The sequence below is a fragment of the Bythopirellula superficialaquae genome, assembly GCF_059632245.1.
Map to the genome: position 1 here is coordinate 3,983,099 of NZ_CP197426.1, position 19,860 is coordinate 4,002,958.

Sequence of the window (19,860 nt, forward strand, 5' to 3'; positions counted from 1 at the left end):
GCTGCCAACAGGTGAGGTAGTGGCATAGCAGCTGAACTAAGAACCGAGGCGTATGCGGGAATCCTACTTAGCATTTGATTACCTATGACTTCAATGAAACTTTGTTGAGGGATTCACTCGCTGCACGACGCACTTCTGGATCACCATCCTTGAGGGCAGCTTCCAACGACTTGGCAGCTGGTGCCGCCTCCTTGCCAATTTTTCCCAAAGACTTTGCCGCGTAATACCGGACGCGCGGATCTGTATCAGACTTAAGAATTTGTTCTATGTCCTTTAGAGCAATAACAGCCGCATCCTCAATGTTGGCGAGAATCTTAACCAGATAATATTTCGTTTCTGGCGGTGCGTCCTTCAATGCTGCCTGTGTCTCCTTCGCGGCCGAATTTGCGCCTATTCCTATAGCACTCAGTGCCTTTGCACATCGATACCGCACCTTTGGGTCAGGATCAGAAAGAGCTGCCGCGAGTTCGTCAACAGCTGTGAGGGCTTCAGGACCATAGGTTTCCAGTTCTTTAGCTGCTTCATATCGCACTTCGTGATCTGTATTCGAAAGTGAACCCGCTAGCTCCTCGACTGGTGTTTTGCTGCAACCGATTGTCAAAACACCGATTACTAGTAGGATCTGTGTTCTGTAGTGACTAAAGACTCGCATGATCAATTTGACCTCCGTCAGCAATATTTCCCAGATTTTCAAATACTTTCTCTTCCACTTCGTAGGTCAGTGCCCTGACTGAACCGTCCACAAATACGGCGTTGATTGACCCTGGGTGTGATGACCCAAAGAGTTTTTCACCGTCTCCGGTTGCGTAGTGGTCAGGCGCGGGCGGGCGATCCGTACGGCGAATCGTGTCTTCGTTCCAGCCGACTGAGTACCCCTCGTTATCATCATCCTGTGGTTCACCAAGTTGCGCTAGATTGATTCTCTTCTCTGCCAACAACATCGAATTGGTCGTACCATCGGTGATTTCCCGTATACCAAGGGGAGTCAATCTCCTGACAGCGCCGGTCATTTCGCGATTCGATGCCGCGTAGTCGCAGAGTCCATGTCGTAACAACCCTCCTGTCAGTTGCGGCTGAAACTTATCGACGAACTCGACAAACTGAGGCGCTCTTCGTGATGGGCAAAAGAAACCTTCCAGCGTGGCCCCCACGGCAGCCGCTGGGCCGGCTTGCCAGACCACTTGCTGCTCGATGTAAGGAAGTATCTGGAATCCCCAACCTGCCAGTTGCTTGGCTCCGGACACTGGTTGACCATTCCCATAGGTGGGCGGATCATTCCAGTTGCGGCCGCCACTTGGTAAGACGCTGTGAGAGCCGTCGTGATTTTGGAATGCCAGCCCAAATTGCTTGAGGTTGTTCTGGCAATGAGTACGGCGGGACGCTTCGCGGGCGGCTTGAACGGCGGGCAGCAAAAGCGAAATCAGCACACCAATGATCGAAATCACGACTAGCAATTCGACAAGCGTAAATCCATGCCTGCGCGTTTCGCAACCGATGCACAATGTTTCATTGGGTATTTGGTGTAGACTCAGGCAATGATTGACTCTTCGGTTTCTCCTCAAGATCGTCAAACTTCCAGCGACCATAAGAAAACAAGCGGCACTCGGTTCAGGAACTTGTACAGAAAGTGCCGTTAAAACACCTGCGCTATGTTGCCGTTGCCAAATCAAAAAATCTCGTCCGTCGCTATCGCTATCGCCATCGGCGTCGCCGACTGAGTTGTTTCCGTAGGCTCCTTGCCAGATCTGGAGGTCGAGTCCATTCACGCTTCCATCGTGGTTAAAGTCGGCACTCAGCCCCGAATTCACTGTTAGTGTCACGCCAGTTGGGCTGTAGAGTACGTCCCATATTCGACCAGCGGGAAGTAGCGGTAGAACTTCGCTGGAGAATGTGCCGACAGTTGGGCCTGAGATAATCGAAAATGAGTTACCTACCGATGGTACAAATCCGTCGAGCAATGTTACTTGCAACTGTCCAGCCAACAGGCTATTGTCCGAGTCAATTGCACTGTACTGCCCAGCTCCGCCTGTTCCATCTGCTCGGCTCAAACCCGAAAGTCCAAACTCCAACGTTGCCATGGGACCGAGTGTCATAGCTCCATCGACGCTTACTAAAGTGGAATCCAGGATAACTTTGCCTGAGACCGTTCCTTGGGTACCGGTGGTTATTCTGGCGACATCCAATTTGTTGAGCACAATTTCGCTTTCAATGAGATTGATTGTGCCCTGAGAGCTTGAGGCAGGATTAGTTCCTCCGCCAGAAAGATCTCCCACCACCACGCGGTTCGCCACTTCAAGTTGAACCCTCTCTAGCTTGACCACTCCGTCGCCATGAGCGATGTCACTGAGCGAGGCCGAAATTCCACCAATATTGATCGAGCCCGGTGCCAAAGGATCAGCGAATCCTACGAGCACATCAGAGTCAGTGATGTTGAGAATTCCTTGGCCTGAATTGCCAACGGCACTCGAACCCGATGTTCTCCCAACGTCAACATTTGAACCCACGTTCAACGTATTGGCGTTCAGAATATTGGCAGTGGCCGTACTTGTGGATGCCCCTGTGCCACCGACCTGACCTACATCGAAGTCGGCGACAATCTCAAAGCTGCCAACATTGTTCACCATGAGGTTGCCCTGGGCGTTAGACGTTGCAGCCCCCCCGGCCTTTGCCAATTCCAAATTGTTGGCGATTTGAATAGTCGCCACATTAGAAATGGAGACGTTGCCGACACCCTGCGCCTGTGCTCCAAGCTCTGCACTTGTTTGACCAATGTCTAAGTCACCAGTTCCCAAAGCTCCAATCGTCAGGCTTGCGACATTGGCTATCGTGGCAGTGCCGTTAGCGTTTACAACTATGGGGCCGGTGGCGAATGTGCTTCCAATCTCGCCTACATCGAAATCAGACGTTGTCGAAATCGCGATCCCTGCGGTCGTGCTTGTGAAGATCCCATTTCCTGTATTCTTACCTACTTCAATCCGAGCCACAGCTATGCTCGTGGAAACCTTGGCCTCTCCACCATTGCCGATCGAAACGGTTGAGCTAAGGCCCGGAACGACTGCTGGAGTCCAGTTTCCAGCATTCGACCAGTTTCCTGCGGCGGCACCTGTGTTCGTGTTGTTCCAAGTTGCAAGCTGGGAGAACAGTAATTGAGGGCTGCTTGCAGAGATGTAAGCTATCAGGACAAGTATCAAGTTAGACTTGGCCACTACGTGAGGGTTCATCTTAAGGCTTTCTAGAGATCAAAAACTCGAAGGGTACTACCGCCACAACAATCTCGGACACTATTAAGAGTCCATTAAGAAGGTCACATCCGCCAAAATAGAAGAACATTTTGGCGACAGGGATATCTTGCGCAATAAAAGAGCGACTACCATTTGAATTCAAATGGCAGTCGCTCTAGAAAAGCTCACTGCAAGCGTCACAAGTGCTAAGCAGGCCGTCGCCTGCGGAAACGCAGTGGAATCAGCACTGCTAATGCGGCCATCAACACAGTCGCAGGCTCGGGAACTGCGTTCAGTGCTGGGTTGTCGTCACCAAGATAAAGGTTTTGCCAGATGACGAGGTCTTCATGGTCAACTTCATCGTCCCAGTTTGCATCGCCATCCTCAAGACTATCGCCAGTGCCGAACCCTCTTTGCCAAGCCATGAAATCGCGACCGTCGACATCACCATCTTGGTCAAAGTCTCCTTCCTGTGGTGCGGCAAGATTGGCAGCAACCATATTGGCTGAGATAAACTGTCCTAGTTCATCTACAGGTGGTTCTGCCATGTCCTCTTCCAAGAACAATGAAATGGGCTCGTGTTCGTCATCATAGGCGCCCGTATACTCGAAAAACTCATACCTGCGAATGACCGCATACTTGCCTTCAGGCACATCATCTTCTTGCTCGATCTCCTTTCCAATACCACCTTCCAAGAGTTCCCATTCTGATTCGATTTCCCCCGCATTATCTGGAATAATTGGGTTGTCCGACATCAATTCTGCAAGATCGACCGGGCGATCTAGTTCGATCTTCCAGACTTTCATCCAAATTGAATCGGGATTTTGCGGGTGAAATTCTGCTGGCTCAGGGGCTTCGACGACGGCCCCAAGTCGAGGCGCACCCCCGCCGTTCGCGGGAACGTAGTTCCAAGTTGGATTGGCGATGGATTCGGGCATAACTCCAATTCTGTTGCCTGTTTGATCTAACCAATAGAACCTGGCAGCGGTCGGTTGATTTCCGACGGAAAAGCCAAAGTGTTCGCAGCCGGCCGTTCCCACACAGGCATGTCCATTCGTCGACTGGCCAATCGTATTAGCAGATAAATAGCCACTTGGCGAAAAATTGTAGCCTGTATACTTGATCCGTACTCCGAAGTTCACACCATCTTGGTAGAAATCTCTGGACTCGCTGTCGTAGTGCGAAGGATAGGTGCCATAAATGTCCTCTGGATGAATACCCTCTAGCTCAATTTCGGCCCCGTATGAGTCTTCTGGGGTCTCGTTGTAGGTGTCGAAGTTCGACATTGTCCCATAGATCGACGCCTGAGCTGACACCGATGTGAGTGCCACCAAAACTGTGGCAAGGCATAGATTTCTTGTAGCCATGAAATGCTCCTAGTCCGATTTAATGTGATTCCACAAAGAGTGGCAACGATTGCGTGGAACGCAGTGTCCCATGGAAATGACCACCAGAGTCCTATCTGCGTGCATCTGGTGACAAGGCTTGCAGACTCAGATTTGCCAGGTACAAAGAAGCGCGCAACCTGCCCTCGATTGGGAAGCCGCGCTGGATTGGCAATATCCATACCGCCTCAGAACTTGCTCACAACCCGTTATCATATGACCATCAGATCTCAGCACCGCGTGCTGCCCTAAACTATTGACGCGGTTAAGAAGATCAATCTTCAGTGATACCTCACATTCAGCCGGATTAATAAACGCAAACTCAGCTAGCTCATTTTGTTCATCGCTTCTATCAGGCAATGAATGTTTGGGATCGAAGAAATGGAAATGCCAAGTCGTCGATACAAATGCCTCGCAGCAAGAGTGGAAACCTTGACGGTGCGCAACTGATTCAGAATGCTCTAAATCGCAATGTCGGTGTGCCCACGGGAAAGGCGCACCTGATTGCAGCATGATCAGCAATCCGAGCACGAGTTTCTGCGGGCGGAAGAGGAGCATTACTGGAACCCGGTAATCCTGTTAGCTAATATGGAGTTATTGTGAAACATGGCCTGATGTAGGGAATAGTCGCAGACTGAGGAGCCAACCGCCAAAAAATCCTGAAACTTGGCAATCCCTGAGGAGAAAGACCAAAAAGGCTCGTTAGCACCCCCGCTCGCATATACTTCCCGAAATCTTTGGCGGTTAAGATGATGAGAAGCGACTTAACTATTCACCGGGATAAATGATGGCCGGTTTAGATCCCACAAAAGACATAACTAATCGCGCGGAACCAGTGATCCTTGCGACTGATCACACCCTGCTACGCCGATTTCAAGCGGGACAACAAGATGCTGCTACGGCCTTGTATGTCCGATACGCAAAACGCCTGCAGGCCTTAGCCAGGAAACAGACATCTCAGAGTCTGTCGCCTCGTTTTGACCCTGAAGATGTCGTTCAATCGGTTTTTCGTACATTTTTTCGTAGAGCTTCGGAAGGATGCTATGAAGTACCTGTGGGAGAGGAATTATGGCAACTGTTTCTAGTCCTAGCTTTGAACAAGATCAGGAAACTGGCAAGTTATCACCGGGCGGATAAGCGTGATGCGGGAAGGACGGTCGCCTCAGAAAACAACAGTGAACTGCCTACAGGAATTTCAGGCGAGGACGCAATCGCATACGACACCATGAAAATGGTTGTGGAAGAACTCGTGAGCAAACTGCCACCCACGCAAGATAAAATAATTCAATTGAGGATTGAAGGTTACGAAGTCAACGAGATAGCACAACTGACACAAAGGTCTAAGCGCACCGTGGAAAGAATTCTCCAGCAATTTCGCCAACAACTCGCCAGCCTTATTAACGAGGACGTTTGAGTCGTGGTCCCCAGCACTCCGATCGAGATTGATGAACTGGAGTCAAAAGTCGAAGCTTTTGAAAGCTTACGATTGAGCCAAGGGCACGCCAACATTATCGACTACTTGCCCGCCTCGAATCACGCTCGATACTTCGAGATTGCTGCCGAGTTGGTACGCGTTGACATGGAACTTTCTTGGAACGACGGCTTACGCAACAACTTGGACTATTATTGCCAACTGATACCTGGCTTATCGAAAGATCAAATTGCCTTAGAAAAAGTTGCGTACGAAGAGTATCGACTGAGAATTATAAATGGCGAGACCGTCACGCCCGAAGAGTATCAAAGCAGATTTGGCTTTTCGACCACAGCTTGGAAAAGGCATCATCTGGATAGTGGCAAGAGTAGTGAAATTGAATCGAGTTCTCTTAGTAAGACTCTCACCTCGGCATGGTCGAATGCGCTTCAGCTAGCCGATGACTTTGCAGAGTTTCCAGAAAGTAATTCAAACTTTTTGGGTTTTCAGCTCGACTCAGAAATCGGACGCGGAGCCTTCGCCAAAGTTTATCTTGCCAGACAAGGCGAACTTGCAGACCGTTACGTTGTTCTTAAAGTTGCCAGGGGTCGGTCTCTTGAGCCCCAACATCTTGCTCGCTTGCAGCATACGAACATTGTCCCTATTTATTCCGTGCATCAAGTAAACCGATTAACAGCGGTTTGCATGCCTTACCTTGGTCGGCGAACGCTGGGCGACTTCGTGAAGAGTCTCAGCCCAACAGAAGGTTTACCCACATCCGGACAAGTTTTTGCAAGCACCTTGAATGCTCGGGACGACAATACCCTAATTTCTCAAGTACCAGTTCCTAGGAGTCCTGGAGCGCCTTCCACTGAAGCCGGACACCCTGGCTGTCTCGCCCAGACTGATCTTGTCTCGAAGATGAGTTATGTAGAAGCAGCAACTCGCATTGTTGTTCAGATTGCGGAAGGCCTGCAACATGCCCATCAGCGTGGAATTGTTCATCGCGACCTGAAACTAGCAAACATACTGCTTACAGACGATGGTAACGCTCTGATTCTTGACTTCAATCTTTCAGAGGAACTGGTAGTCAACGGTCCTACGGCCATGGCGGTGGGTGGCACGTTACCGTACATGGCTCCTGAACACCTGTCAGCTCTCATTCAGGGCGGCTCAGTCGACGCACGGAGCGACATTTACTCACTCGGAGTTATTTTCTACGAACTTCTCACAGGAAAGCAGCCATTCCCAATCCATCGCGGAGGGTTGGAATCAGTCGTGAATCAGATGGTGAAGGACCGGCAAAGTCCGCCTTCAAATGCAAGCGGCAATAGTCTCAGCCCTGACCATGTATCGATTCTATCCCGGTGCTTGGCGCCACACATCGACCAGCGCTATCAGAGCGTTGCCGAGCTTCTCGAGGATTTAAGGCGCCACCTCACCGATTTGCCGCTACGCTATGCCTCAAATAGCTCCTTATTCGAACGCGCTAAGAAATGGACTCGTCGGCACCCGCGTCTTTCCTCGGCAGCGAGTGTCGCAACATTCGCTGCGATACTCCTGGTCACTTTGGGTTGGGTTAGCTTGAGACTTTGGGCAAACAATGCTTTTCAACAGTTTGCGGCCGAACTGCCAACCGCTCGTGCCGCATTGAGTATTCCGGAGAATGATATCGCGTTGATTCAAGACGGCATGATCACTACGAGTGCTGCTCTACACTCGTATGGCGTTACTGAAGACGTCCAGTGGAATAGGCCTTTGAAACTTGCGTTTCTTGATCCTGCAGAACGGTCGAGCCTGCAAAACGCGCTTGGCGAATTGGCATACAACATGGCTGCCGCAGAACTTAGACTCGCGAAACTTACTGGCAATGAGCAATCAACAAATGAAGCTCTAAAGTGGAATAAATTGGCATCAGCGTTTCTATACGGCATGTCAATACCACAAGCACTTGCTGGGCAACGAGATGAAATTTCGAAGATGCTTGGCAAAGAGATTGATTTGCTGGAGATCCCCGGCAGTGCCGACAAGCTAAAAGCCGTTGACCCCCTCAACGATTTCTTGGTTGCTCAACAGCTGGTGTTCGATGGACAATTTGCAACCGCATTGCCGCTTATTTCCACGCTTCGGGATCAGAAGCCCCATGATGCCGTGGTGTGGCTCTTGCTAGGCGACACTTACGCGGGCCTGCGAAAACTGGACCGAGCCGAGGAATGTTTTTCTACTGCAAATGCACTGCTTCCAGTGTCTCATCTGCCTTTGCACCATCGTGGCCGATGCCGAATGGATTTGGGGCAATTCCAGCTCGCAGTAGAAGACTTTGATGCTGTATTGCAAATGCGAGCTAACTTTCCACCGTGCCTATTGAATCGAGCGTTAGCTCAGGCCGCTCTGGGCAATCACGCCGCGGCGGTACTTGATTACACAACAGCCCTCGATCACGGAGCGCCCTATACACGTATATATTTTTTGAGAGCCCGTTCTCACGAGAGCCTTGGCAACCTCGAAGCTGCGAGCAAAGACCGTGCAAAGGGCTTGAGCCTCGTGCCCACTGACGAAGAAAGTTGGATAGCGCGCGGGATGGCTCGACTCTCGAAAGATCCTAGAGGAGCACTGGCCGACTTCCGTGAAGCTTTGAAAATGAATCCGACAAGTCTTTCTGCTCTGCAGAACATTGTTTATGTCACTGCAGACGTTTTGGAACAATATCCTGATTCTCTAGACAGCTTGAATCGGATTCTTGCGATTGATTCTCGAAATGCTGACGCCCTAGCGGGAAGGGCCGTGCTGTTTGCCCGACAGGGCGACAGGGCGCGGGCGCTTGCCGATGTTCAAAAACTTTTGCGAGTTTCTAAACAGCCGATCCATCTGTTCCAAGCAGCGTGCTCTATGGCGCTAACTTCGAGCGTCGATCCTGCGGATCTACAGAAAGCCCTGACTCTCTTGAGCAACGCCGTCCTTCTCGATCCCAGGCTAATGGCCCGGTCCAAAACAGACAAAGACTTGGAAATACTTCGTAAGCACCCGGGCTTTGAGAATCTTCTCAAGGTAATGGCCACAGCCCCCAAATAGTAGGGGGCGCCTCTTGAAAGCCTGTTTTTCGCAGCTTCCGCTACATTAAGCAGATTGCTTGAGGCTTCATGCAGCTTGCATTAAAATAGAACCGGGGCCAACGGAACAATTGCTCATAATTTCTTCGTGAGCCGTGGCGGACGCGTGCTGTCAATACGACTACTCATATTGAATGATCGGCACAACACTTATTGAGTCACAATGGGACTTGGGGCTTTAATAGTGCAGTCTCCGTCCAGAACCACGCAACATTGCTGCAACGATCGCTGGTAGTACTGAGTTGAAAAAATTGCATGCGCAAGCCAACTAATTCTGCAACTTTGAAAGACAGACTTCGTAGAGCATTTTCTTTCGAGCAGCTCGAACCTCGACTGGCTCTTGACGCGGAAGGTTCAATATTAGGAACCGATGTTCATCTCACGCTGAGTTTTGCAGCGGACGGTACCTCAATTGCCGGACAAGCGAATGGGCTTGCGAGCCTTTTTGATGCCATCGCACCGAGAGAAGTGTGGCAGGACAAGATATTAACCGCCTTTCAAACGTGGACAGTTAACACAAATGCCGATATCGGTGTGGTTGACGACGGGGGGCAAGCTTTTGGTACTGGAGGGGCAAGCCAAGGGGATAATCGCTTTGGCGATATCCGCATCGGAGCAATCGCGATGGCTCCCAACGTAGCTGCTGTCTCAGTCCCCATAGACGGCCTCGTCTCGGGAACTTGGTTTGCCGATGTATTGTTCAATACAGCTTATAACTATCAGACGATAGACGATATTCTGGCAATCGCTCTTCACGAAGCAGGAAACGTATTCGGCCTAGAAGATAACGACGATCCGAATTCTCCATTGCATTCTGGTAATCCACCAGTTGTGAGACAACCGACTGCAAACGATATCGCTTTGTTGCAGGAATTGCATGGTGCACGCGCACCCGATTTAAACGAAGTTTCCCAAGAGAACGGGAATACAACAACTAACAACGATACGATTGCCAGCGCCAGTGAGTTACTGACAGGCGAAATAAATGAGTCTGGTCATGGAAGTGCGCCAACAATTGTCTACGGAGATATCGGTGCGGCCGCAGACCTTGACTACTTTTATATTGATCCGCCAAGCAACTACGACGGTTCATTAACAATTGAAGTCAGGACGATCGGAATTAGTTTACTAGAGCCTCGGTTGAGAATCTTCGATCACAATCACCACCTCATCGCTGAAGACGTGGCCACAGAATTTGGTGGCGATCGGTTGATCGTTAATTTGCCGACTATTAATGAAGATCAGCGATATTATTTTCAGGTGAGCAGCTCGGATAGCAATGCGCTGAATGTGGGCGGCTATTCACTAATAACGATTTTCGACGACGAAAACTTGGCCACACCCGCGCAGATCGATGAAGTTGCGGGGGGTATCTACCGGAATCTACCTGCCGACGAGCTGGCAAAGTTTTTTGACTCCGAGGAAGATTTCTTCAACGATGATGATCATAGCGATGATGAGATAGCAGGTGCCGTTGAATTGGATACGGCTTTGGGGTTCCTTGAAGATACTCGATTCGAGGTCATCGGCAGCATTAAGGATTCGAACGATGTGGACGTTTACGAAGTTTCGGCTCCCGCACTTGAAGTGTCTGCATTGGATGTCATGACGGTTGTAGTGCGCTCGCTGGACAACGGTGGCTTGATTCCGCGAGTTACCGTATTGGATGAAAACGCTAACGTTATTCTATCTTCGATTATCGCCAATGGCGCAGGTGACTACATTGTTCAAGTCGATGAAATCATTCCCGAAAACAATTACCTTATCAAAGTCGATGCAGCCAATCCCGGGCAACTGTTCGATACCGGCAACTATAGCCTGGTTGTAACATTTGCGACCGACGTGGTACCCTTCGAGTCGCTGGGTTTGAATCCACTGCCGTCTCTCGGTAGCGGAACGATACAGAACACACACACGCTTTATATCGCGAAACCCCAGCTATTCCATTTTGTGATGGAAGCGGAAGATGTCGCGGTATCCATTCCTACCGCGTTAGTGGCCACAATCTTTGACGATCAAGGCAATGCCGTCTATCAACTTAGCACGCGTCCAGGTGAGATCCGCTCTCGTGAAGCGGTTCTTTTGTCATCGGGTACCTATAGCATGAGAGTCGTCATGCTCACGCTCGACGGAAGTGTACCTCCCGAGATTCACTACAATATCCGTTGGACAGCAATCTCCGATCCCTTCGTCGGAGACCCGAACGATCCAACCGCAAACCCTTTTGCTTGCGATGAACCGGGAATGGAAGGTTTCTTTTGCTATCCAGGCGAGATCATATCTACTGATCCGACCCTCTGGGATTCATTTGTGGAGTCTAGTAGTGCCCCTCCCACCGGTTTTGACACAAATGATACTATGTCGTCATTATTTGGTGATTGGTGGTCCTGGGTTTGGAACGAGTTTGGCGCCAACGGGCCCGTTTTTGCCAACAACGATCACTATCACACAAAAAGCGGTGCGCCCCTTCAAGTCGTCGGCACGTTACACTCGAGTTTTCTCAGCGCTTTGAGTGTGGGGCAAGTCGAGGGACTTCTGTCCAATGATATCGATCCTGAAGGTCAAGAGTTTTTAGCAGTGCTTGACACAAGTGTCACTTATGGCACGTTGATACTTCGACCAGACGGCGGCTTTGTCTATACTCCTAATCCTGGATTCCAGGGTATGGACCAATTCACTTACACTGCCTATGACTTTGTGAATCAGTCGAACACGGGTACCGTCAGAATCATTGTCGGTGATTCTGGGGACTTTAATCTTGACGGTGTAATTAGTGGCCGTGACTTTCTTGTCTGGCAACGAGGCTTTGGAATTTCGACTGGCGGAACATTAACAGATGGTGATGGCAATCTTGATGGAACTGTGGATAACTTGGATTTAGCAATTTGGCAGGATCAATATACAAACGCTGCTTTGGCACCAACCAGCAATGGCGATTCCAATGGAGATGGTGACGTTGATGGTCGAGACTTTCTCGCTTGGCAACGAGGATTTGGCATATCATCAGGAGCCCTCGCATCTGATGGTGATGCTAATGGAGACCATGCGGTTGATGCGTTGGATTTAGAGATTTGGCAGGCCAATTATGGATCAAACTCCGCGTTGGCTGCGCCGATAGTCAGTGCGTTAGACTCTGCAGAGGCGCCCGTTAGCGAACTGTCGGCAGGTGAAATTGGGAGTGCCGCATACCAACCTGCTGCAGATGAGATATTCGCCGTAACTTCCTTTGCGAGGCTTGAATTTTTGCCAACGATTAATCAACAAACGATGTCCCCTGTGAGTCCCACAGATGACGATACAGTGGCAGTTCTGTCGGAAACCATTCGTTTGAACGCGGCACCAATTCAGATTTCAGGAACAACTTCCAATAGTCAATCTGAAAACTTTATTGCGACGATGCGGGTTCTTGAGAGTAACGTCGGTGGTGATACAAGTCACTTGGCCCTTGCATGGGATCAGATTTCCGATGAAATATCACAGGCAGTATCTAATACGCTGCATTGGAAACTTCCCGTCCGCTCAACTCGCCGTGGTCTTAGCAACTAAGTCAGCTATGGCGCCACATAATAGATCTCGCCGAATCCACGGCACACATTGTCCTAAGTCTTGCGCTTTCACTCTCATTGAGTTGTTAGTTGTCATCGCAATTATCGCTATTCTGGTAGGGCTTTTATTGCCGGCTGTGCAGTCAGCTCGTGAATCAGCTCGACGCGTTCAATGTGTTAACAATCTCAAACAGTTGAGCCTGGCTCTACTTAATTACGAGCAGGTTCATGGCGCGCTGCCACCGTGCGGGATAGTCAATCCGAAATTTGATCCCAAGTATCAGGTAGATATTTTTAATCCTTTTTCTGGTAAACAAATAAGCTGGATTGTGCTTTTACTGCCCTTTATCGAACAAGCGGCTCTTTATGAAGAATTCGATCTATCCCGCGTAGTTTCCAATCAGCCTCAAGACCCACAGTCGAAGTTCCTTGCTTCTCTGATTTGTCCAAGCGATCAAGCCTACGGCCGAAAGTTCAATCTCTTGAAGACGGGAGTGGGACTGAACTATGCAGAGCTAGCAAAGGGAAACTATGCTGCTTATGTCAGCCCATTTCATGTCGATCTGACTTACCTTTATCCTGGCGCGCTGTCAGCCAGACCAACACCGTTTGCCACGATCGAGGATGGCAGCAGCGTTACGCTTGTTTTGAGCGAAGTACGAACTTTGGACAACGAAAAAGACGAACGAGGTGCCTGGTCATTGCCGTGGAATGGAGCAACTCTATTGGCGTTCGATATGCATCCCGAAGACTGGTGGAACGAACACGATGGCATCGGTGTTGGGGATCCATACATCATTGAGAATCGTGGGCCTTATGTGGCTAACCCAGATAGCCGTGACGAGGCACAATTGCCTAACAATCAAGGCATCAACTTTGATACTACTAAACAGTGTGACGAGCAATTGGCCACCCTCTCTGCTGAAGCTCAAATGCCCTGCTCTCTGCATATCAGTGCTCAGGACAAGAACGGAATCGGTGTGGGAGGCTATATGTCAGCCGCTCCCCGAAGCCTACATCCGGGAGGCGTTAACGCCTCCTTTCTTGACGGCCATGTAAGATTTCTGGTCAACGAGATTGATGAAGTATCTATGGCGTATATGATCAGTATCAATGACGGGCTTGTTCCAGGCGAATAGTAGTGCGTATCATGATGATATTCAAACAAATTTAGCGCCCTCGTAGCTCAGGGGATAGAGCGACGGTTTCCTAAACGGAAATAATGCTTTTCTATCATACCCTAAAATCGCCGAATATATCTTGTTTTCTAGTCTCAAACCCACCTTTCGGCGTTTCTTAAAATAGGTGTACAAGAGTTTAGAAAAGCGCCTTATCGGGTGTCACTGACACCTGCTCTTTGAGATCAACGAATATGGCCACGGCCATGATCCCGAGGCCTGATCCACAAAAATCAAAGTATCAATCTGATACTTTGAAGTTGCGTACTGGTCTCATCCCGTGGTCTCACCCACAACCACGCCGAACCCATCGCACCAGATAGCCCAGGAATCACTCAAACGCTCCCGGGCGACTGTTCACCCGTCCAGGGATTGAAACGCCTCAGAACGCGCATTTCGGGCTTTGGTGCGGAATGGCAAGAAACGCCGAGAATAGCACCTACGCTTGCGGGTCGACTTCAATCATCCCGTCGACCAACTCGCCAAGCTCCCCACAATCCGCCACGACCGGGATCCGCACGACTTGTTCAGCCGCATACCACCCCAGGCGACTGCGTTTCGTTTCAGCACTCCACGTTTGCTGAATCACTTCGCAGGTCGCGGCAATCTGTTGGGGAGTCGGGTCAGGCGTTGACGGCATGGGAGAATTCTCCACGCTGGATTAAGGCAGGCATTTCATCGAGCGAACGACGGCAACCGACAATCTTTCGACCACCAGCGGACAGCAGAAGTTCGAGCATGAACCACGGTTCAGCCGTGCCATCCATTTTGGTCGTGAATGGAGTCACTTGGCATGGATAGCCGTATCGCTGTTTGGCGAGATGTTCGATTTCAGCTTTGGTCATGTGACACCTAGAAAGTAAAACACCCAACCGGCGGGCAACCGGCTGGGTGTCGGCTGTTTCGCACGCGCCGTTTCTACGCATGCTCACTTCAAAATCATTAAGCCGCCGTCTTGAGACCGACAACACCACCAGCGGCAGAGCCATCGCCCAGGTCGTAGCAGTTGATGTCGTAGCGACTGATTCCACGGATGCCGGTGCAATCTTCATCGAAGAAACGATCCTGCGACGTTTGCACTTGCACCATTTGCCGGTCACCGATTGCCGTGGCTTCACCGAACGAACCGAACAAAGCCGCAACCGTCGAAGCCGCCGAGGATGTCGGCATTTTGCTACTAAAGTAAACCGGCGAACCAAGGAACGACGGCACAGTTGCGCCGCTTTCCAATACCATGATGTTATTGCCGCCAGCCGCCGCCAACAGTCGCAACATCGTGCTGTAATAAAACTCGCGACTGCACAACCACGATAGCGGCCCCGTGAACTTCGACGGCAGTTTCGCCATCGTCGCGGTGAAGTCACTCATCGCAATTTCAGCCCACGTATCAACACCCGTTCCGCAGGTGAAAATGCCAGCCGCGCCGAGAGCCGACAGCAGACCAGTTTCGCCGCCATAGGTGGAAGTGGAATCGCCCAAGATGAACTCGCCGTCCTCAGTCGATGCCTGATCCTTGCCGATTGTGTCGGCAACAAAGTCAGCCATCATCACGACGTTATCGTTCATCAGTTCGTTGGAGACCTTGACCAGATTAGCGCGTTTCTTGGCGGAGAACGACACTTGCCCCCAGGTCGGGTCACTGGCTGTGATCGCCGCAGCTTCGCCGGGGTAGGTGGTGGTCGTGCCGGTCAAGAGCCGTGGCACGTTCAGCGCGTCACTGGTCATCGGGTAGACCTTCGCCAACTTGCGACTAACGCCGTGGTTTTCACGCACGTTGATAATCGCCCGTGCCAGTTCGGTCGGAACCGCATAGCCGCCAGCAGAGGGACTGCCTTCGGTTTGTGCGGCATTGATGCCGCCTGTGATAAAGTTGCGGAGCCACAAGCCGCTTTCGTAGGCGTTCTTTTGGGCTTCCGGTCCCGTGAATGCGCTCAATTTGGGCGCGATAACATTGACTTCCATTTTCTTTCGTCCGTAAATATCTTCGATGGATGCACCACCGAATGGGCTGTGATTGTAAACACCCGCACGCATGGCAGCTTGTGCCGCTTGCTCCCCACGGGCTTGAGTTTCTGCATAGTGTGCCGCTTGCGTGCCGCAGTCGTCGGCTTCCGCAAGTAGTTGGTCGAATCGTGCCTGCTCGGCTGGGGTCATCTCTCGATTCTGGCTTGCCACCAAATCGTTGAGACTTTCAGCTTCCGCAAGCACTGCCTTAGCTTTTCCCCGCAAGGCTTGGGGGCTTATTGCTTCAATCATTATTTTTATCCATTGCGTTTCTTAGCCGGTCGGATGCCAACACGGATATCGTGATGGTCAGTTCACGGAAGAAATCATCTAGGTCACGTAGTCGGTTTGCACGCATCATCGCATAGCTCGCAATCAGCGCATCCGCTAATTGGTCATTGTTCCAGTCCACTGGAATGCGCGGAGTCTTCGCCTCAATAGGCGATGATTCGCTGCGTCGGTAAATTTCCTCGACGGCGACGTGGTGCAACCACTCCGATAGCGCCTGTGCCGAGTCGTTAGATTTTTCGGCCCATCGACCGAGTTTCCAAATTCCATCATCCGACACGTTTGGCAAATACACTTCCAAGCCGATACCCCGAGGGGTTGCGGCAAGGCTTTCCAGTTCGTCGATGAGGGATTGTTTTGTTTGCATGGGTCAATTCTACCTTGTGTGCAAGTGTTCACCTAACGGCTGTTGTTCTGACCAGAACAACTCACAAAAATAATTTCTTGTTTGATAACGACCGTATCCCGCTGTCCGCACGCCTTACACTCCCGATAGACTTCGCGCCGCGTGCCATCGGCTAGCAAATCTCGACTTGTGCGGGTGCCTAGCTTGCCGCCGCACTTGCTGCATTGTTTGAATCTGTTCACTTTTCCGCCTCCAGTAGCTCGCGTTCGTGATCGGTCAACAAATTGAGCCGGACGAGGTAGTCGCGTTGGCTTTCGTAGATCGCGTCGAAATCATCACGAATAATGAGCTGGCCGGGCAAACCAAAGTACAAGCTACAAGCATCCCGCATGGAACCAGGATGTTCTTGATCGAACTTAAGGCAGTGGGCTTGCCGCTCGGGATTATCAAACGGATGCACTCCATTTTTTCGCTGCCGTCGTTCCGGCGCGTCGAATTTCCACCACGCCCACGGTCTAGTGAATGGGCCACCATGCCCACCGGGTCGTGGTTCCTTGCGTATCCAATCGAGTAGAATTTGCTCCCTGAATATCTCCCACGCTTCACGAACTTCCGGCGCGTCCTGCCGTGTTCCCGAACGATCGCGCCCGGCTTCAGGGCTGAAACCTTGCCCCCATCCAAAGTCAAAACCCATCTCCAAGAATTTCAGGTGATGGACGGTGTATCCACTTTGCTTTCGACGTTTCACAAGTAGGTTTTTTCTTGGCATGTCTCAGGCCCCTTTTCTGTTTGCATTTCCGATAATTTTGGGTGGTCGCACTTGATTGTTCGCTGGCTCGGCAACATCAAGGCTCAACTCACGAACCAGTCGAGCGAACGCAATCCGCGAATCTCGTTCGATGGCGATTTCCGGTCTGGCGTGCGGAGCGCCGAAGCGGTCATCGAACGTCAGTCCCTTTTCTTGGATTGCTTGCCGCGCTTGTTGGCCACGGTCCCACGCCTCGCCAGCAAGCGTCAGCAATCGCAGGTGGTGATCTTCCAATCCGTCGAACTCATCGACGACGGATTGCCACCACGCTTTTGTTGCCGGTTCTAAGTGATCTGGGGGTGTTTTTTCGGTCATAGTCAAAATTCCTTTTCAACGGGGAACACGTAGGAATGTGCACGGCTAACCAATCGGTCTAGGGTGTTCGCTCTATTGCAACTTACATACCCCCCCATAGGGGGTGCCTTTACTCCACGCCTTCGACGCCCATAGCCGCCACTCTCGTCCGCGCGTGTTTCTGGCGAAATAAAACTTTTGTGCGTTCTCATCGCTGCCCCTTCGCAATCGCTGTTGCTGCTTCGAAGTCGAACGCCTGAGCCGTGCTGATCGTCGTGGCTGGCTGGCCCAACGAGCCAAGCAAACGCATCACCTTGTCACGACGACGTTGTTCTTTCGCATCCTGATAAAGCTCATCGAACGGAAGCGGACGTTGGCGATCTTGCTTGTGATCCATCACGCCACCTCACTGTTTTCAGAATGTGGAACCAGTGGAGCCGGAACCATAACTGCATGGTTCCCGGCGAATTCAGGGGTTTCGGTTCCGGCTCCAGGTGGTCCAACTTTGGAAATCAATCGAAACACCCGTGTTGGCCTGCCACCTTGGACGCCGGGTCTGAGGAAGTGCCAGTCGCCAAGCCCCTCATCGCGGAGATCGTTCAAGGCGAGCTCAGCGTCGACGATCTTGCCTCGATAACCCCTTGGGCCTGAATGTGAGAGATCGCGGATACTGACTTCACCGCCACGGCCCTCAATCCAGCGGACGAGCTTTTCCTGATCGGTAAGGCCAGCATCACCGGAACCTAGTTCGCACAGCACGTATTGAGCGTGTGGGATGCAATAGCGGGCAATCTCGATAGCAGAAATGAGTGTTGGAGCGTCGATCTCACCAAAGGCCCCCTTCTGGCAGGCATGAAGCACAGCAGCTATTCGGAGTGTTGCCCCGGCCAACTTGGCGCCCCAATCCCTGACGGCTTCCATCGCGCCACCATCGGCCAGTTTCCATTCAATTTCAGATTCCCAGCCGAACAGCACCGCCGATGCCAACTCATCAAGTGTTAGTACCTGATCGCCGCTAAACTCGCCAATCTCTTGTACCACTTCGTGATAACCGTCGATGGCTTGCTGGCTGACAGCCTCAGCACCGATCTCACGTTTGCCGATGTGGCTATCAGGAGCGGCATATAAGAATCGAGCCCAGAGCCCACGGCCACGCATGGCACTATTCCCGGCCAGCCCGCGAATCACTTCCGGCTGGACTGAATAGAAACATGTGAGTGCTGGCCGCTCGATACGGAGCGTTTCCCGGCTGATACGATCTTGGGCAACGTCATCACCTGCGTGCGATTTCAGATAAATGTCGAAATCGTTGGAACCATTTTTTGAGTATCGGCCAGACATGATATCGAACGGGGAACCCTCAGGCGCCGCACTCATCAGGCGGCCATTTTGTTCTGCGAGAAGCACGGCCAATTTCTCAGGCGTGCAATCGTCGATAATGACTCGCGGTAAGAACGCTTCCGGCTCGCGTGCTAGATATTCGGCTAACTCATCGGCTTGTTGGCGAACATCAACGTCATCAGACTCGGCGAGTTGTTTTTCTAACTTGGCCAGCCGTGTCTCTGCTTGTCGTCGACGGCTCTTGAGCTTGGCAACTTCCGGCTTAGCCTCAGAGATCAATAGTTTTTCAATCTCACGGAGAGGACGGATAGCATCGGCAAAGACAGCACTCTTTCTATTGCCCGGCCCCAGTAACGTCGTGGCGAAAATGTTTGTGGGCTCATCCCAACCAGCACGAGGCCGAACTATCACCCGTCGTGCCAATCGACTTGAACAAACCGTGATTGCTCCCCATGCGGCGAGATCAGCGGGTGTCTGAGTCGCACGGGCTTCTTCTTCCACCCATCGACGCAACACTGGCGGGAGTGCACCCACGGGGAATTCAGGTAGCTTAGACATGGGCCACCTCTCTTTCGTCGACCAGCAAGGCGTTCAATCGTCGAATGCTTTCATGGACGCCGAGTGCTTGCTGCAACGTCGACGGCTTTAATGGTCTGGTGGTTCCATTGGCCCTCATCTTGCTGGGCCAGTAAATGTCACGCCAGAACGGGGGAAGCAGCATGTCGACGACTTCACTCGCCTGAATCTCTGCTTCTCGCCTTGATGCCACGGGGACGCGGACGATCTTCACTTCGATGTTATCGCCGAATACTTCCAAGTAGTGATCGCCGTGGCTGACGATCAAAACTTTTTGCCTAGAGAGGCGTGATCTGTTATCCTTGACCATAGTAAGACTCCATTTTGTGACCCCCCGTTGCTGCGGTGTGGGT

The 19,860-nt window shown here is 51.4% G+C and carries 16 protein-coding genes; 4 read left to right on the forward strand and 12 right to left on the reverse strand.

What is annotated here, in order from left to right:
- Nucleotides 1-82: 82 nt before the first annotated feature.
- The 3 genes from SH678x_RS16425 to SH678x_RS16435 all read right to left on the reverse strand — a co-directional run bounded on the left by SH678x_RS16425 (nucleotide 83) and on the right by SH678x_RS16435 (nucleotide 4,588).
- On the reverse strand, nucleotides 83-694 hold the full coding sequence (locus tag SH678x_RS16425; RefSeq protein WP_496919539.1) for a HEAT repeat domain-containing protein: 612 nt from the start codon (nucleotides 692-694) through the stop codon (nucleotides 83-85).
- Nucleotides 639-3,221 carry a DUF1559 family PulG-like putative transporter gene (locus tag SH678x_RS16430; protein WP_496919540.1) on the reverse strand — a complete coding sequence of 861 codons (2,583 nt, stop codon included), beginning with the start codon at nucleotides 3,219-3,221 and terminating at the stop codon, nucleotides 639-641. The genes SH678x_RS16425 and SH678x_RS16430 overlap by 56 nt, the downstream gene beginning before the upstream one ends.
- A gap of 206 nt (nucleotides 3,222-3,427) precedes the next feature.
- Entirely contained in the window at nucleotides 3,428-4,588 is a 1,161-nt protein-coding gene (locus SH678x_RS16435) for a PEP-CTERM sorting domain-containing protein (RefSeq protein WP_496919541.1), read from the reverse strand.
- An 802-nt stretch (nucleotides 4,589-5,390) separates the two neighbouring features.
- Between SH678x_RS16435 and SH678x_RS16440 the strand changes: the two genes are divergently transcribed.
- The 4 genes from SH678x_RS16440 to SH678x_RS16455 all read left to right on the forward strand — a co-directional run bounded on the left by SH678x_RS16440 (nucleotide 5,391) and on the right by SH678x_RS16455 (nucleotide 13,811).
- Complete coding sequence (locus tag SH678x_RS16440; RefSeq protein ID WP_496919542.1) at nucleotides 5,391-6,020, forward strand: RNA polymerase sigma factor; 630 nt, start codon at nucleotides 5,391-5,393, stop codon at nucleotides 6,018-6,020.
- Between the two features lie 3 nt (nucleotides 6,021-6,023).
- Entirely contained in the window at nucleotides 6,024-9,089 is a 3,066-nt protein-coding gene (locus SH678x_RS16445; protein ID WP_496919543.1) for a serine/threonine-protein kinase, read from the forward strand.
- A gap of 293 nt (nucleotides 9,090-9,382) precedes the next feature.
- On the forward strand, nucleotides 9,383-12,673 hold the full coding sequence (locus tag SH678x_RS16450; RefSeq protein WP_496919544.1) for a cadherin-like domain-containing protein: 3,291 nt from the start codon (nucleotides 9,383-9,385) through the stop codon (nucleotides 12,671-12,673).
- A gap of 82 nt (nucleotides 12,674-12,755) precedes the next feature.
- Complete coding sequence (locus SH678x_RS16455; protein WP_496919545.1) at nucleotides 12,756-13,811, forward strand: DUF1559 domain-containing protein; 1,056 nt, start codon at nucleotides 12,756-12,758, stop codon at nucleotides 13,809-13,811.
- A 478-nt stretch (nucleotides 13,812-14,289) separates the two neighbouring features.
- Here the strand turns inward: SH678x_RS16455 and SH678x_RS16460 are convergent, their stop codons facing one another.
- The 9 genes from SH678x_RS16460 to SH678x_RS16500 form a co-directional block, all read right to left on the reverse strand.
- Entirely contained in the window at nucleotides 14,290-14,490 is a 201-nt protein-coding gene (locus SH678x_RS16460) for a hypothetical protein (protein ID WP_496919546.1), read from the reverse strand.
- Nucleotides 14,474-14,695 carry a hypothetical protein gene (locus SH678x_RS16465; RefSeq protein WP_496919547.1) on the reverse strand — a complete coding sequence of 74 codons (222 nt, stop codon included), beginning with the start codon at nucleotides 14,693-14,695 and terminating at the stop codon, nucleotides 14,474-14,476. Before SH678x_RS16465 ends, SH678x_RS16460 begins: the two co-directional genes overlap by 17 nt.
- A 97-nt stretch (nucleotides 14,696-14,792) precedes the next feature.
- Complete coding sequence (locus SH678x_RS16470) at nucleotides 14,793-16,106, reverse strand: phage major capsid protein (protein ID WP_496919548.1); 1,314 nt, start codon at nucleotides 16,104-16,106, stop codon at nucleotides 14,793-14,795.
- Nucleotides 16,099-16,509 (reverse strand): hypothetical protein, encoded by a 411-nt coding sequence (locus tag SH678x_RS16475; RefSeq protein ID WP_496918696.1) that lies wholly within the window; start codon nucleotides 16,507-16,509, stop codon nucleotides 16,099-16,101. Before SH678x_RS16475 ends, SH678x_RS16470 begins: the two co-directional genes overlap by 8 nt.
- A gap of 217 nt (nucleotides 16,510-16,726) precedes the next feature.
- On the reverse strand, nucleotides 16,727-17,236 hold the full coding sequence (locus SH678x_RS16480; protein WP_496919549.1) for a hypothetical protein: 510 nt from the start codon (nucleotides 17,234-17,236) through the stop codon (nucleotides 16,727-16,729).
- Between the two features lie 24 nt (nucleotides 17,237-17,260).
- The gene (locus tag SH678x_RS16485; RefSeq protein WP_496919550.1) at nucleotides 17,261-17,611 is read right to left on the reverse strand and encodes a hypothetical protein; all 351 of its coding nucleotides are present in this window, start codon (nucleotides 17,609-17,611) and stop codon (nucleotides 17,261-17,263) included.
- Between the two features lie 187 nt (nucleotides 17,612-17,798).
- Complete coding sequence (locus tag SH678x_RS16490) at nucleotides 17,799-17,987, reverse strand: hypothetical protein (protein WP_496919551.1); 189 nt, start codon at nucleotides 17,985-17,987, stop codon at nucleotides 17,799-17,801.
- On the reverse strand, nucleotides 17,987-19,489 hold the full coding sequence (locus tag SH678x_RS16495) for a YfjI family protein (protein WP_496919552.1): 1,503 nt from the start codon (nucleotides 19,487-19,489) through the stop codon (nucleotides 17,987-17,989). Before SH678x_RS16495 ends, SH678x_RS16490 begins: the two co-directional genes overlap by 1 nt.
- Nucleotides 19,482-19,817 (reverse strand): hypothetical protein, encoded by a 336-nt coding sequence (locus tag SH678x_RS16500; RefSeq protein WP_496919553.1) that lies wholly within the window; start codon nucleotides 19,815-19,817, stop codon nucleotides 19,482-19,484. The genes SH678x_RS16495 and SH678x_RS16500 overlap by 8 nt, the downstream gene beginning before the upstream one ends.
- Nucleotides 19,818-19,860: the final 43 nt, after the last annotated feature.

Coding starts and splice junctions, on each gene's coding strand:
- SH678x_RS16430 (WP_496919540.1), bottom strand. CDS start 3,221: ATGAACCCTCACGTAGTGGCCAAGTCTAACTTGATACTTGTCCTGATA.
- SH678x_RS16435 (WP_496919541.1), bottom strand. CDS start 4,588: ATGGCTACAAGAAATCTATGCCTTGCCACAGTTTTGGTGGCACTCACA.
- SH678x_RS16440 (WP_496919542.1), top strand. CDS start 5,391: ATGATGGCCGGTTTAGATCCCACAAAAGACATAACTAATCGCGCGGAA.
- SH678x_RS16450 (WP_496919544.1), top strand. CDS start 9,383: ATGCGCAAGCCAACTAATTCTGCAACTTTGAAAGACAGACTTCGTAGA.
- SH678x_RS16460 (WP_496919546.1), bottom strand. CDS start 14,490: ATGCCGTCAACGCCTGACCCGACTCCCCAACAGATTGCCGCGACCTGC.
- SH678x_RS16465 (WP_496919547.1), bottom strand. CDS start 14,695: ATGACCAAAGCTGAAATCGAACATCTCGCCAAACAGCGATACGGCTAT.
- SH678x_RS16470 (WP_496919548.1), bottom strand. CDS start 16,106: ATGATTGAAGCAATAAGCCCCCAAGCCTTGCGGGGAAAAGCTAAGGCA.
- SH678x_RS16475 (WP_496918696.1), bottom strand. CDS start 16,509: ATGCAAACAAAACAATCCCTCATCGACGAACTGGAAAGCCTTGCCGCA.
- SH678x_RS16485 (WP_496919550.1), bottom strand. CDS start 17,611: ATGACCGAAAAAACACCCCCAGATCACTTAGAACCGGCAACAAAAGCG.
- SH678x_RS16490 (WP_496919551.1), bottom strand. CDS start 17,987: ATGGATCACAAGCAAGATCGCCAACGTCCGCTTCCGTTCGATGAGCTT.
- SH678x_RS16495 (WP_496919552.1), bottom strand. CDS start 19,489: ATGTCTAAGCTACCTGAATTCCCCGTGGGTGCACTCCCGCCAGTGTTG.
- SH678x_RS16500 (WP_496919553.1), bottom strand. CDS start 19,817: ATGGTCAAGGATAACAGATCACGCCTCTCTAGGCAAAAAGTTTTGATC.